The sequence below is a fragment of the Hymenobacter sp. GOD-10R genome (genome assembly GCF_035609205.1).
Taxonomy (GTDB): domain Bacteria; phylum Bacteroidota; class Bacteroidia; order Cytophagales; family Hymenobacteraceae; genus Hymenobacter.
Window position 1 is genome coordinate 6362704 of record NZ_CP141184.1, and the last position, 15814, is coordinate 6378517.

The window sequence follows — 15814 nt, forward strand, 5'->3', positions numbered from 1 at the left end:
CGTCATGCTGAGCTTGTCGAAGCATCTCGCGTGCGGTCGTTGCAATAGTTAACCAGACATCAGCACGCGAGATGCTTCGACAAGCTCAGCATGACGGAGCCTAAAAAGCTAAAACACCCTAGTACCCGCTTTCATGTCCAGAGTCTATGTAATCTGTTTCGTTCTACTTATCCTAGGTCAAGCAGCGTTTGCGCGGCCGGTGCCCCGGGTCGTCACAGATTTCAACAAGGACTGGAAATTCTACCTAGGTGATAACGTCCAGGCCAAAGAAGCGCAGTTCAATGACACGCCGTGGCGCCACCTGACGCTGCCTCACGACTGGAGTATCGAGGGTAAGTTTGACGAGAAGAACCCTGCTAAGCCTGAAGGCGGCGGCTTGCCTACCGGTATCGGTTGGTACCGCAAAGCCTTCGTACTGCCTACTTCCGTGAAAGACCGCCACGTCTTTATCGAGTTCGATGGCGTGTACCGCAACAGTGAAGTGTGGATCAACGGCCACTGGTTGGGCAAGCGGCCTAATGGCTACATCTCGTTTCGCTACGAGCTAACGCCTTATTTGAAGCCTGGTAAGCAGACCAACGTCCTAGCCGTGCGGGTCGACAACTCGGCGCAGCCGAACTCGCGTTGGTACACTGGTTCAGGCATTTACCGCAACGTACGACTGGTTACGACCGGCAAAGTAGCCGTGGACCAGTGGGGTACCTTCGTAACAACCCCTAAAGTTGACAACAGCTCCGCCGCTATTAGGGTGAGTACCAAAGTGCGCAACACTACCGGGAAGCCTCAGCAAGTGAGCATAGTAGCTACCGTGTACGACGCCGCTGGCAAGCAAGTAACCGAGCACACCAACTCTAGCTTCACCCTACGCGATACGCTGACGACCGTAACGCAGGACCTCGCTTTGATGCAACCTAGGTTGTGGTCCGTTGAGCAGCCGTACTTGTATAAGGTGGTGACGACGATAAAGAGCAAGCAGGGCGTAGAGGACCGCTACGAAACTCCGCTGGGCATTCGCTACTTCAACTTCGATGCGCAGAAAGGCTTCTCGCTGAACGGCAAGGCAATGCGCATCCTAGGCGTGTGTCAGCACCACGACCTAGGTGCCTTAGGTGTGGCCGTGAACGTGCGGGCCATGGAGCGGCAGTTGAAAATCTTGAGAGCCATGGGCTGCAATGCCATTCGCACGGCGCACAACCCGCCCGCGCCGGAACTGCTTGACCTCTGCGACAAAATGGGCTTCCTGGTGCTCGACGAAGCCTTTGACATGTGGGCGAAGAAGAAAAACGGTCAGGACTACCACGTCGACTTCAAACAATGGCACCGCCGCGACCTAGAAGACCAGATCCGGCGCGACCGGAACCATCCGTCGGTGTTTATGTGGAGCATCGGCAATGAAATCCGCGAGCAGTTCGATAGCACCGGCACGCGCCTCACTAAGGAATTGACTGCCATTGTGAAGCGCCTCGATACCACCCGGCCCGTCACCTCGGCGCTGACAGAGCAGGAGCCTGATAAGAACTTCATGAGCCAGGCGGGTGTGCTCGACGTGCTGAGTTTCAACTACAAGCACGAAGGCTACCCCGAGTTGCCCAAGCGCTTTCCCAACCAGATTTTCCTAGCTACCGAAACGGCAGCGGCTTTCGAAACTCGAGGCCACTACGACCTACCATCCGACAGCATCCGCGTGTGGCCTATAGATGGCAAAACTAAGCTCACCACTGGCAACCCTGACTTCACCGCTTCCTCGTACGACAACGCCCGGCCTTATTGGGGCGCCACCCACGAAGCTGCCTGGGGTGCCATCAAGAGAAATCCGCACCTGACGGGCTTGTTCGTGTGGTCGGGCTTCGACTACCTAGGGGAGCCCCTGCCCTATCCGTGGCCGGCACGCAGCTCTTACTTCGGCCTCATCGACCTGGCCGGTTTCCCGAAGGATGCTTATTACCTCTACCAAAGCGAGTGGACGAACAAGCCGGTGCTGCACATTTTACCGCACTGGAATTGGTCGGCGGGTCAGACGGTGGACGTGTGGGCGTACTACAACAACGCCGACGAAGTAGAGCTTTTCCTCAACGGTAAGTCACAGGGAGTAAAGAAGAAAGGCAGCGACGACCTGCACGTGACGTGGCGGGTAAAGTACGAGCCCGGCACGTTGCAAGCCGTATCGCGCAAGGGCGGCCAAACGGTGCTCACGCGCACCATCAGCACCGCCGGCAAGCCGGCCAAGATCGAACTCACCGCCGACCGCAACACCCTCAAAGCCGACGGTCGCGACCTAGCTTTCGTGACTGTGCGCGTGCTGGACGACAAAGGCAACCTAGTACCGAACGCTGATAATCTGGTCAACTTCGCCACTAGCGGCCCTGCCTCTATAGCTAGCGTAGACAACGGCTATCAAGCTAGCTTAGAGCCCTTTAAGGCCACCTACCGCAAAGCTTACAATGGCATGTGCCTCGCCATCATCCAGACGCAGGAGAAAGGCGGCAACATCACGCTCACCGCTACAGCCGAGGGCCTAGCTCCCGTCACCCTTACGCTTACCAGCAAGTAGCGCCTAATAGCCTTAATCATGAAAAAGTTAGCGCTTGCTTTCCTCTTCCTCAGCTACCTAGCTCCTAACCTAGCACACGGGCAGGAAGCTAGCGTGTACTATTTCCCCGGCGTTTCAAACCCACCAAAAATATATGCAGGCGAAGGTTGGGAGAACCCGCTAGTTTCAGAAATCAACCGTGACCCATCGCGGGCTACGGCGTATTCTTTCACCAATGAAAAAGACGCCCTAGCTGGCGACCGGGCGAAATCACGCCTGCTCTCCTTAAATGGCAATTGGGACTTCAACTTTGTAAGCAAGCCGGCCGATGCGCCGCAGGATTTCTACAAGAGTCGGGTGCAGGGCTGGAAGCAGCTGGAAGTGCCTTCCAACTGGGAAATGAAGGGTTACGATCTGCCCATTTACAAGAGCGCGAAGTACCCGTTTCGGCCGGTGAATCCGCCGTTTGTGCCCCAGGACTATAACGGTGTGGGCTCGTACCAGCACACTTTCACGGTACCGGCCAATTGGAAAGACCTGAACGTGACCTTGCACTTTGGCGGCGTTAGCTCAGCGTTTAAGGTTTGGGTGAACGGCCGGTTCCTAGGCTATGGCGAAGACAGCTGCTTGCCTTCTGAGTTCAACGTGACGCCTTATCTACAAGCCGGCGAAAACACGGTTTCGGTGCAGGTAATCCGCTGGAGTGATGGTTCTTACCTCGAAGACCAGGACCACTGGCGTCTAAGCGGCATCTACCGCGAGGTGATGCTGCTGGGCGAGCCAAAGATGCGCATTGCCGATTTCCACTGGCAGGCCAAGCTCGATAAACAGTACCGCGACGCCGTGTTGAGCATCCGACCTAGGTTGGAAAACATGACCGGCAACGACGACCTCACCGGCTATCTGCTGAAGGCGCAACTCTATAACAAGAATGGCCAGCCCGTTTTTGCCAAGCCCTTGGAGCGCACCGGCGACGCTATCATCAACGAGAAGTACCCGCGCCTCGACAACCGCAAATTTGGCCTGCTGGAAACCACCGTGGCGAATCCCGCCAAGTGGAGCGACGAGCAGCCTAACCTTTACACGCTGGTGCTCACACTGGAAAAAGACGGCAACGTTCTGGAAGCCAAGAGCTGCAAGCTAGGTTTCCGCGCCATCGAGTTTTCCAAAACCGATGGCAAGCTGCTCATCAACGGCAAGGTGACCTACCTCTACGGCGTGAACCGCCACGACCACCACCCAACCAAAGGCATGGCTGTGTCGCGCGAAGATATCCGCCAGGATGTGCGCACGCTCAAGCAGTTTAATTTCAACTGCATCCGCACCAGCCACTACCCCAACGACCCCTACTTCTATGACCTCTGCGACGAGTACGGCATCTTGGTGATGGATGAGGCCAACCTCGAAACGCACGGCCTAGGTTCCAAGCTCAGCAACGACCCGAGCTGGACGCAAGCCTACGTGTCGCGCAGCACTCGTATGGCCCTGCGCGACAAAAACCATCCGAGCGTCATCTTCTGGAGCCTAGGTAATGAGTCGGGCCGGGGGCCAAACCACGCGGCTATGGCGGCCTGGCTGCACGACTTCGACATCACGCGCCCGGTGCACTACGAGCCCGCCCAAGGCGACCCGCACCTGGAAGGCTACATCGACCCTTCCGACCCGAATTATCCCAAAAATCACGCGAAGCGCATTCAGGTGCCGCGCGACCAGGCCTACGTGGACATGGTCAGCCGCATGTACCCGACGCTGACCACCGGTGCGCTGCTCGCCAACCAACAAAACGGCGACAACCGGCCCATTTTCTTCTGCGAGTACTCACACTCCATGGGCAACGCCACCGGCAACATGAAGGAGTTTTGGGACGGCTGGCGGAGCACGAAGCGCGTGATTGGCGGCTGCATCTGGGAGTTCAAGGACCAAGGCCTGCTAAAGCGCGACTCCCTGGGCACGCCCTTCTACGCCTATGGTGGTGATTTTCAGGAGAAATACTACGACGACTTCACCATCAAAGGCGTGGTGGCCTCGGATGGCAAGCCGCACGCGGCCCTCTACGAGTGCAAGCGCGTGTACCAGCCCGCCGAGTGCGTGCTGACGGATGCCGCCAAAGCCTTGATCAAGGTGACGAACCGCCATTCGATGGAGTCGCTGGGCATTTACAACGTGTCGCTCGTAGTGCGGGAAGATGGGAAAGTGGTATCTACCAAGGTGTTGCCGCACCTGCGCTTGGCGGCAGGCAAGGACACGACGCTCAGCCTGAAGCCCTACTTACCTAGGTTCAAACCGGGCGCGGAATACCTGGCCGACATTCATTTCACCCTGCCGCAAGCTACACCGTGGGCTGACAAAGGCCACGAGGTAGCCTCGAACCAATTTGGGCTGACCAACCTAGCCAAGCCCACGAGCAAGCCCCAGGCGTACGCAGCCCTCACCACGCGGGAAGATGCCAAGGCTTATACACTGATTGGCAAGGGCTTCCAAGCCACTTTCGACAAAACGAGCGGCGCCCTCACCTCTTACCGCTGGAACAATCAAGAGGAGATCCTAGCCCCGCTTCTCCCTCATTTCACCCGCCCCCTCACCGACAACGACCGGCGCGGTTGGAAGGCTGATAAGAAGTCGAAGGAGTGGTTTGAACCTAGTTTGAAGCTCAAAACCATCTCGCTCGACCAAGCGCAGAAAGGCCTAGCAACCATCAAGAGCGACTACACGCTGATCGACGGCAAAGCGGCCGTGCAGGTGGTGTACACGCTCAACGGCGATGGCGTGCTGAAAGTAGACTATAAACTCAGCCCCGAAGCTAGCCTGCCCAACATGATCAAAGTGGGGATGCAGTGTGGCATTGCCAACGACTACCGCCAGATCAGCTGGTACGGCCGTGGCCCTTGGGAAAACTACATCGACCGCAGCTACGCCGCTGATGCGGGCATCTACTCACAAGGTCTTCAAGATTTTATGGAGTCCTACGTGGTGCCCCAGGAAAACAGCAACCGCACCGACGTACGCTGGATGCTGCTATCGAGCGCGCAGAAAGGTGGCCTCTTGGTAGTAGCCGATAGCCTGCTCAGCATGAGCGCCTGGCCCTACACCGAAGCCAACATTGCCAAAGCTAGGCACACCAACAAGCTCAAAGAAGCCGGCTTCCTCACCCTCAACATCGACCTGAAGCAGATCGGGGTAGGCGGCAACACCAGCTGGGACGACGACGCCCAACCCGTTGAGCAGTACCGCATGGCCGCCAAGCCATACGCCTACAGCTTCTACCTTTTGCCCACGAACAGTAAGAAGGAAGCCGCAAGCACGTTGGCTAAAAGCATCAAGTTTGAAAGCAAGTTTTCCTCGTCGGTGGGAGTGAAATGATGGCTAACATGAATCCACGAACGCCTTAATAGAACGTCATGCTGAGCTTGCCGAAGCATCTCTACCGCTTCGTTTTCACACTAGGATTACCATTGCGGTAGAGATGCTTCGGCAAGCTCAGCATGACGTTCTTCCTTTTATTCACAGAAGCTAGGTTACTGACGATCAATACATCAAAGCCACCCACCACATGAAACCACAAGGCGGCTCGAAGATTCTGCGACACGGTTTGCTAGCCGCCTTTACTTATGTAGTGGCGGCTAGCCCGTTGCAAGCCCAACAAGCGCCAGCAGCGGCTACTGATTTGAAAACCATCTTCCAAAACCCACCCGAATCGGCGAAGCCGTGGGTGTTTTGGTATTGGATGAACGCTGCTGTGAGCCGCGAAGGAATCACCGCCGACCTAGAGGCCATGCGGGAAGCCGGCATTGGTGGGGCGTACCTCATGCCGATCAACGGTGCGGCCAATCCGCCTGCCATCAGTCCACCAGCCGAGCAGCTGACGCCCCAGTGGTGGCAGATGGTGCGCCACGCCATGCAGGAAGCCGACCGCCTAGGCGTGAAGCTAGCCATGCACGTGAGTGACGGGTTTGCGCTGGCCGGTGGCCCCTGGATTACGCCGGAGCTATCGATGCAAAAGGTGGTGTTTTCCCAAGCGCAAGCCACCGGTGGGCGGCGCTACAGCCAAGTATTGCCGCAGCCGCAAGCCACTAAGGGCTATTACCGCGACATTGCCGTGTACGCCTACCCCACGCCCGCGGGCGGTACGGCTTCTACCTACACCACCAAGCCCCAGGTGACCACCAACGCCACCGGCGACGATGCAAATGCCGCCTTACTCGCTGAGGCGGGCAACAAGAAAGGCTTCCAGAGCGGCGCGCCGTGCTGGATTCAGTACGCGTTTGCCAAGCCGTTCACCTGCCGCTCCATCCGGATTCGCTCGAAGGGTTATAACTACCAGGCCAACCGCCTCCTCGTAGAAGCCAGCGACGATGGGCAACAGTTCCGGCCGGTGGGCCGGTTGCAGGCACCGCGCAGCGGCTGGCAGGATAGCAGCGCCGTGACCCACGCCATCGTGCCGACCACCGCCCGCTACTTCCGCTTCGTCTATAACCCCGAAGGCTCGGAGCCCGGCGCCGAAGACCTCGACGCGGCCAAGTGGAAACAGTCGCTGAAAGTCACCGAAATCCGGCTTTCGGAAGAAGCGCGCATCAACCAGTACGAAGGCAAAAACGGCGAAGTGTGGCGCGTAAGTCAGCGCACAACGGCTAAGCAAGTGCCCGATAACCTGTGCGTGCCGTTGGCCAAAATGGTGAACCTAACCAGCAAGCTAGGTGCCGATGGTCGGCTGACGTGGGACGTGCCGCCCGGCCACTGGACCATCTTGCGAGTGGGCCACACGTCCACGGGCGCCGTCAACACGACCGGCGGTGGCGCGCGCGGTTTAGAGTGCGACAAGTTCAACCCCGAAGCTGTTACCCTTCAGTTCAATAGCTGGTTTGGCGAGGCCATCAAGCAAGCCGGGCCAGACCTAGCTTCGCGGGTGCTGAAAATATTTCACGTCGACAGTTGGGAGTGCGGTAGCCAGAACTGGTCGACGAACTTCGCGGCAGAGTTCCAGAAGCGCCGCGGCTACGACCCGCTGCCGTATCTGCCGGCCATGGCGGGCGTGCCGGTGCAGAGCGCCGACGTATCGGAGCGGTTCTTATTTGATGTGCGCCAGACCATTGCGGAGCTGGTGAATGATAGGTTCTACGCCACGTTGGCTGACCTAGCCCACGCCAAAGGTTGCACTTTCACGGCCGAAGCGGTAGCGCCTACCATGGTCAGCGACGGCCTGCTACACTACAAGAACGTGGACGTGCCCATGGGCGAGTTCTGGTTTCGCAGCCCCACCCACGACAAGCCCAACGACATGCTCGACGCCATTTCGGGGGCGCACATTTACGGCAAGAACATCGTGCAGGCGGAGGCCTTCACCGAGCTAGGCGTAGCGGGCATGGCCTGGGACGAACACCCCGCCTTGGTAAAAACGCTCCAAGACCGGCACTATGCCCTAGGTGTGAACCGCTTAGTGAACCACGTTTTCGTGCACAACCCCTGGCTCGACCGCAAACCGGGCATGACGCTGAGCAATATCGGCCTGTTTTTCCAGCGCGACCAAACCTGGTGGAAGCCCGGCCGCGCCTGGGTCGACTACACGCGCCGCTGCCAGGCCCTGCTCCAACTAGGTCGCCCTGTCGTCGATGTAGCAGTGTTTACGGGAGAAGAAACCCCGCGCCGCGCCATCCTCCCCGACCGCCTCGTGCCCGACCTCCCAGGAATCTTCGGCCCGGAAGTAGTTGCCAGCGAGAAGAAGCGCCTGGAAAACAAAGGTTTGCCGATGCGCCAGATGCCCTACAAAGTCAACTTCACGGCCAACCTCACGGATGCCGAATCGTGGGTTGACCCACTGCAAGGCTACGCCTATGACTCCTTCAACAAAGACGCGCTGTTGAACCTAGCCCAGGTGCGCAACGGCCGGGTGGAGCTGCCCGGTGGCGCCAGCTATGGCGTGCTTGTGGTGCCCGGCAGCCAAGCCATGTCGCCCGACAGCACTTCTATGTCGCCGGAAGTGGCGAGCAAGTTACTCGCATTAGCCAAAGCAGGAGCTACAGTATTGCTGGATAAAAAGCCTAGCCGTTCGCCCGAGCTCAGAGGCTACCCAACTGCTGATCAAGAAGTTCAACAGCTCACCAGCAACTTACAACAGCTAGCCTTTCAGAATACGTCCGGCTCCGCTTCTCCTCTCTCGGACTCTGCGCATAAAGCAGATGCGGGGCTGGGGGGTAAGGCCCGCCGCCAGAACGGTCCAAACGCAACACCATCAATTGTTGCCAGTCAAGGCCGAGTAATAAAAGGGCCGTTCACCGCCAATTCCTTCCAAAGCCTAGGGTTGGAGCGCGACGTAGTAGCCACCAACACCGACGGCCAGCGCGCCAACAAGATTGCCTGGACACACCGCACCGATCCGCAGTTCGACATTTACTTCATTTCCAATCAGCTAGATAGCGCCCGCACCATCGACTTGTCGTTGCGCGTAGCGGGGCGTGTGCCCGAGCTATGGGACCCCGTGACGGGCGAAACTCACCTAGCTTCTGACTGGCAAGTGGAGCAAGGCCGCACGCGCCTACCCCTTCGCCTCGACCGAAGTGGGTCGGTATTCGTGGTGTTCCGGCAGGCCACCAGCGAGCAGGCGTCGCACACGGGCAAGAACTGGCTCGAAACCGCACCAGCCCAAAGCCTAACCGGCGCGTGGCAGGTGAGCTTTGACCCAAAGTCGCACGGATCTAGCCAACCAGTTGCGTTTCAAGAACTCACCGATTGGAGCAAGAACGCTGATGCGCTTATCAAGCACTATTCTGGCACAGCCACTTACACCAAAACCTTCACCTGGAAACCCAGCCAAGCCAAGCAGAAGCGGGTGTACCTGGAGCTAGGTCAAGTGGCGAACCTAGCCGAAGTGCGTGTGAACGGCCAGTCCTGCGGCATCGCCTGGACAGCGCCTTACCGCGTCGATATCACACAGGCGCTGAAAAAGGGTAAAAACCAGCTCAGCATCGACGTGACGAACACCTGGGCCAACCGCATCGTGGGCGACCGGGCGCTGCCCAAAGACCAGCAGGTGACGCAAACCACCGCCGCTTACAACTTCCCCGACAAGCCTCTCTTGCCCGCCGGTCTGCTCGGCCCCGTGACCATCAGCACGGCGCCGGAGCGGAAGTAACTGCACGCAATAAACCACCCGCTATATGAACATATCCATCAAACAGCTAGGCACTTCGCTCTTCGCCCTACTACTGGCTGCCCATGGCCTATCTGCGCAAGACAAGGGCCTCGTGAATACCTCGGCCAGCAAATACGCCAAGCTCGGCACCGTGGACCTAGGTAGCGTAACCTGGACTCAAGGTTTCTGGGCCGACCGCTTCAAGGTGTGTCAGGAATCGATGATTCCGACCATGTGGAAGCTCTACAAAGACCCGGTCCGCAACCACTCCTTCCGCAACTTCGAAATTGCGGCCGGGCTGGAGAAAGGCGAGCACAAAGGCCCGCCCTTCCACGACGGCGACTTCTACAAGCTATTTGAAGCCGTGGCCTCGGCCTATGCCACCACTCACGATCCGAAGCTAGATCAGATGATGGACGAGGTCATTCCGGTGATTGCCAAGTGCCAACGCGCTGATGGCTACCTGAATACTCAGGCGACCATCGCCGCCATCAACAGCGGAAAAAACACCGCGTTTCAGGACCGGCTGAACTTCGAGAGCTACAACCTAGGTCACTTGATGACGGCCGCTTGCGTGCACTATCGCGCGACCGGCAAAACCACCATGCTCGACCTGGCTCGCAAAGCCACCGACTACCTCTATAACTTCTACAAACGGTCGTCGCCGGAACTGGCGCGCAACGCCATTTGCCCCTCGCACTACATGGGCGTGGTGGAGATGTACCGCACCACCCACGACCCTCGGTATCTGGAGCTTGCCAAAAACCTGATCGACATTCGGGGCATGGCGGGGGATATTGGCACCGACGACAACCAGGACCGGGTTGCGTTCCGCAAAATGACCAAGGCCGGCGGCCACGCAGTACGTGCCAACTACCTCTTCGCCGGGGTGGCCGACGTGTACGCCGAAACCGGCGACCAGTCCTTGATGTCGACCCTAAACCTGATGTGGGACGACGTGACTAGCCACAAAATGTACGTAACTGGCGCGTGCGGCGCCCTCTACGACGGTGTGTCGCCCGACGGCACCGCCTACAAGCCCGACACCGTACAGAAAATTCATCAAGCCTACGGTCGCGACTACCAGCTTCCTAACTTCACCGCCCACGGCGAGACCTGCGCCAACATTGGCAACGTGCTCTGGAACTGGCGCATGCTGCTCGACACCGGCGACGCTAAATACGCCGACGTAATGGAAACGGCCCTGTACAATAGCGTGCTCTCCGGCATCAGCCTCGACGGCACCAAGTTCCTGTACACCAACCCCATGGCGTTTTCCGACGACCTGCCCTTCAACCAGCGCTGGTCGAAGGATCGGGTGGAGTACATCAGCCTTTCCAACTGCTGCCCGCCCAACGTGGTGCGTACCATTGCGGAGGTGAACAACTACCTCTACAGCACGTCGGATAAAGGCTTGTGGTTCAACTTTTACGGCGGCAACATTCTGGCTACCAAGCTCAAAGATGGCTCGGCGGTGAAGCTCACCCAAACGACCAACTATCCCTGGGATGGCAACATCAACGTTACCTTCCAGGAAGCACCTGCTAAGCCGACCTCATTGTTCTTCCGCATTCCAAGCTGGAGCGGCCCGGCGAAGCTCATGGTGAATGGCAAGACCTGGACCTCTGCCCTCACACCTGGACAGTACGCCGAAGTCAACCGCCAGTGGAAAGCCGGTGACAAGATTGAATTGGTGCTACCCATGCAGGCGCAACTGGTAGAGGCCAACCCGCTCGTAGAAGAAACCCGCAATCAAGTGGCGGTGAAGCGCGGCCCAGTAGTTTACTGCCTCGAATCGACGGACTTCTTGAAGGACAGAAAAATCAGCAGCCTGGCTATTCCCGCTAGCTCTGCCTTGACGGCTAAGCGCTTGCAGATTGCCAATAGCGACATTATGGTCTTGGAAGGCAAAGGCAAGCTCACGCCTGAGCAGTGGTCCGCTAACCAACTCTACCGCCCCATCACGGACCAGAAGCTAACCACGGTGCCGCTCAAGCTCATCCCCTACTATGCCTGGGGCAATCGCGGCCACGCCGAAATGGAAGTCTGGATTCCGTTGAGCCGGTAAGTTTTTAGGGCTAGCTTACAATCAAGTAGCCATCAAGTAAAATCGTCTGTCATCCTGAGCTTGCGAAGGACCTTCTCACGCAAGAACAACGTCAATAACAACGACTTGTTCTCGCGTGAGAAGGTCCTTCGCAAGCTCAGGATGACAACGAAGAATGTAGATTCTCACTTACTTTTCCATGACCCTCAAACCCTTCCTTCTTTCCCTTACCATAGCTTTTCCCGTGGCTTTGCAAGCCGAAGTCAAACTACCTTCCATTTTCACCGACAACATGGTGCTTCAGCAGAAAGCTGACTGCGCGGTATGGGGTTGGGCCAAGGCAGGTAGTACGATTACCGTGAGCCCATCGTGGGGGAAGCAGAAGTACACGGCCAAAACTGACGCGGCGGGCAAGTGGAAGCTGAAGGTGAACACCCCGGCCGCGAGCTACACGCCTTACCAGCTTAGCGTTAGCGGCGACGGACCAGCTATCCAGCTCAAAAATGTGCTTATTGGGGAGGTGTGGTTGTGCGGCGGGCAGTCGAACATGGAAATGCCACTGAAAGGCTTCAAGGGCCAGCCAGTGCTAGGGTCGAATGAGGCCATTTTGCATTCCAAAAACGACCAGCTGCGGCTCTACACCGTGCCGCGCTCGTCGGTGACCGAGCCGCAGGACAACAGCAAGCCCTCGCCCTGGCGCGTGGCCGAACCTGAGGCGGTGAGCAACTTCAGCGCCACGGCTTACTACTTTGGGCGCTTGCTGCAAGAGCAACTGCACGTGCCGGTGGGGCTGGTGCATTGCAGCTACAGTGGCTCCTTCATTGAAGCCTGGATGGACCCGGCCACGCTGCGCGAGTTTGCGGGCGTGAAGATTCCGGCCAAGGGCGACACCATCAAGCTGGTGAGCCGCACGGCCACCACGCTCTACAACGGCATGCTGCATCCTATTGAGGGCTATGGGATTAAGGGTGCTATCTGGTACCAGGGTGAGTCTAACTACGACCGCCCCGATGAGTACGAGAAGATGTTTGCCGCCATGGTGAAGCAGTGGCGCACGCACTGGGGCATGGGCGACTTCCCGTTCTACTACGCCCAGATTGCCCCCTTCGATTACACCCGCACCTCCAAGAACAAAGGTGGCAAGTACAACTCGGCCTTTGTTCGCGACACCCAGCGCAAGCTTCAAACCCAAGTACCCAACACTGCCATGGCCGTGCTGCTCGATATAGGCGAAGAAACCAGCATTCACCCCATGCGCAAGGAACCCGGCGGCACCCGCTTGGCTTTGTTGGCGCTGGCTAAAACCTACGGGCTGAAAGGCTTCGGAGCCGTTAGCCCCGACTATGAATCGATGCAGGTGAAAGGCAACGAAGTGGTCGTGCGGTTCAAGGACTCGCCCAATGGCATGACTTCATTCGGGCAGGAGCTTACGGGCTTCGAAATAGCCGGCGCCGACAAGAAGTTTTACCCGGCCAAAGCTAGCATCAACGGCAGCAGCATTACCGTATCGGCGGAGGCCGTGAAGGCTCCCGTGGCGGTTCGCTACGCATTTCAGGACTTCACCCGGGCTACGTTGTTCAGCACGGAAGGCCTACCGGTATCGTCCTTCCGCACAGATGATTGGGCGGAATGAGGATGTTCAATCGTGCGCCTCACCCCCCGGCCCCCTCTCCGAAAAAAGAGAGGGGGAGCCTGACGACTAAAAACGTTTGCCGACGACTGGCTCCCCCTCTCTTTTTTTGGAGAGGGGGCCGGGGGGTGAGGCGCCACGTCAGCACGATCTTAGTCCTCCTTTCCCTACTAACTAATTTTACCACCCAAGCCCAAAACCCCACCACCGAACTAGCCGACTGCAACCTAGCCTGGACCACTCAAAGCAAGAACAGCGGCGAGTCGATGCCATGCGGGGGCGGCGACATTGGCCTGAATGTATGGGTAGAAAATGGCGAAGTGCTGTTCTACGTAGCGCGCAGTGGCACTTTCGATGAGAACAACGCCCTGCTCAAGCTAGGTCGACTGCGGTTGAAGCTGACGCCTAATCCTTTCGCAGGCCAAAGCTTCAAACAGGAGCTATTGCTGCAAGACGGCTACGTGAAGATCAGCGGCTCTAACGGACCGCTTTCGGCGCAGGTGAACGTGTGGGTGGATGTATTCAAGCCCGTGGTGCACCTGGAAGTAAATAGCAGCCAGAAGCTTACCGCCGAAGCTAGCTACGAAACATGGCGCTTCGAAGATCATGTGCCGAAAGGCAAAGAGAACAACGCCAACTCCTACAAGTGGGCCCCGCAAGGCGACGTTCGGACGTACCAAGACAGCGCCCGGTTTCAGAGCCAAAGCGTGGTGTTCTACCACCAGAACCGTCCGCAGACGGTGTTTGATGTAGTGGTGCGTCAGCAGGGGCTAGAAGCCGTAAAACCGCAGCTCTTCAATCCTTTACAGAATCTAATTTTGGGCGGCGCCTTGCAAGGCACGAAGATGGTGCCCGCCGGTACCACCAATGGGCAATATCTAGATACCCGCTACAAAGGTTGGAAGCTAAAGAGCCAAGCCCCAGCAAAATCGCATGCTATAACGCTGGTACTCACTACCGCCAAAACGGGTAGTGCAGCGCAATGGCAAGCTAGCTTGCAGCAAACCAGCAAGCTAGCAAACACGAACCTCAAAGCTGCTCATCAAAAAACCCTAGCCTGGTGGCACGACTACTGGCAGCGCAGCTTTGTGTTTATCGACCCAGGCCAGAAAGCGGCTAACACACCTAGGTGGCAGGCGGGCCGCAACTACCAGTTATTCCGGTATATGCTGGGTTGCAATGCCTTCGGGGAATATCCGACGAAGTTCAACGGCGGCCTCTTCACCTACGATCCGTCGCGCGTTGATTCTACCCTCAAGTTCACACCCGACTTCCGCAACTGGGGCGGTGGCACCCATACAGCTCAAAACCAGCGCTTGGTGCACTGGCCCATGCTCAAGAGTGGCGACGCGGACCTGATGCGCCCGCAGTTCACCTTCTACCAGCAGCTTCTGCGCAACGCTGAGCTGCGCAGCGAAACCTACTGGCATCACCCCGGCGCCTGCTTCACCGAGCAGCTTGAAAACTTCGGCCTGCCCAATCCAGCTGAATATGGTTGGAAGCGGCCCGCTGATTTCGATAAGGGCATGGAGTACAACGCTTGGCTCGAATATGAGTGGGACACCGTGCTGGAGTTCTGCCTGATGATGCTGGAAACTGAGCGCTACGCCGGCCAGGATATTTCCACTTACATTCCCTTTATCGAGAGCTGCTTAACGTTCTTCGACCAGCACTACCAATACCTAGCCCGCCAGCGCGGCGCCAAAGCTCTCGATGGCCAGGGCCACCTAGTTCTCTATCCTAGCTCTGGGGCCGAGACGTACAAGATGGCTTATAATGCTACCTCTACCACTGCGGCGCTTCGTACGGTGCTGACGCGGTTGTTGGAGCTGCCTGCGAACTACTTAACGGAACAAAAACGCAAAGATTGGACGGCCATGCTCAGCCGGATTCCCTCGCTCAACTTCCGGACCATGGACGGCCATCCGATGCTAGCTCCGGCTAAGCTGTGGGAGCGGGTAAACAATACGGAAAGTCCGCAGCTCTACCCGGTTTTTCCCTGGGGCTTGTACGGCCTGGGCAAAGCCGGCCTCGACACGGCTCGCAACACGTATTTGTATGATGCTGACGTGCAGAAGTTTCGTAGCCATGTGGGTTGGAAGCAACACAACATATTCGCCGCGAGACTAGGTCTAAAAGAGGAAGCTGCCGAGCTGACGGTAAAGAAGCTGCAAGACTCCGGCCGGCGCTTCCCCGCCTTTTGGGGCCCCGGTTTCGACTGGACGCCCGACCACAACTGGGGTGGTTCCGGCATGATCGGCCTGCAAGAAATGCTGCTGCAAACCGACGGTCGCAAAATCTACCTGCTCCCCGCCTGGCCGAAGGAGTGGAACGTACATTTCAAGCTTTACGCCCCGTACCAAACTACTGTGGAAGCCACGGTGAAGAACGGTAACGTACAGATAGTGAACGTAGTACCAGCATCGCGGCGGGCGGATGTGGTCGTATTGGAATAGGTGCTTGTCGCAAAATTGGTTTGGG

6 protein-coding genes are annotated in these 15814 nt (G+C 57.8%); all 6 read left to right on the forward strand.

What is annotated here, in order from left to right:
- Nucleotides 1-133: 133 nt before the first annotated feature.
- The 6 genes from galB to SD425_RS25300 all read left to right on the forward strand — a co-directional run bounded on the left by galB (nt 134) and on the right by SD425_RS25300 (nt 15789).
- Entirely contained in the window at nt 134-2551 is a 2418-nt protein-coding gene (gene galB, locus SD425_RS25275; RefSeq protein ID WP_324673557.1) for a beta-galactosidase GalB, read from the forward strand.
- Between the two features lie 18 nt (nt 2552-2569).
- Nucleotides 2570-5890: a glycoside hydrolase family 2 TIM barrel-domain containing protein gene (locus SD425_RS25280; protein WP_324673559.1), complete on the forward strand. Its 3321-nt coding sequence runs from the start codon at nt 2570-2572 to the stop codon at nt 5888-5890.
- A 190-nt stretch (nt 5891-6080) separates the two neighbouring features.
- On the forward strand, nt 6081-9656 hold the full coding sequence (locus SD425_RS25285; protein ID WP_324673561.1) for a glycosyl hydrolase: 3576 nt from the start codon (nt 6081-6083) through the stop codon (nt 9654-9656).
- 25 nt (nt 9657-9681) lie between these two features.
- Nucleotides 9682-11724, forward strand: a complete 2043-nt coding sequence (locus tag SD425_RS25290; protein ID WP_324673563.1) for a glycoside hydrolase family 127 protein — start codon at nt 9682-9684, stop codon at nt 11722-11724.
- Between the two features lie 178 nt (nt 11725-11902).
- Complete coding sequence (locus tag SD425_RS25295; RefSeq protein WP_324673566.1) at nt 11903-13336, forward strand: sialate O-acetylesterase; 1434 nt, start codon at nt 11903-11905, stop codon at nt 13334-13336.
- A 125-nt stretch (nt 13337-13461) separates the two neighbouring features.
- Entirely contained in the window at nt 13462-15789 is a 2328-nt protein-coding gene (locus tag SD425_RS25300) for a DUF5703 domain-containing protein (protein ID WP_324673568.1), read from the forward strand.
- Nucleotides 15790-15814: the final 25 nt, after the last annotated feature.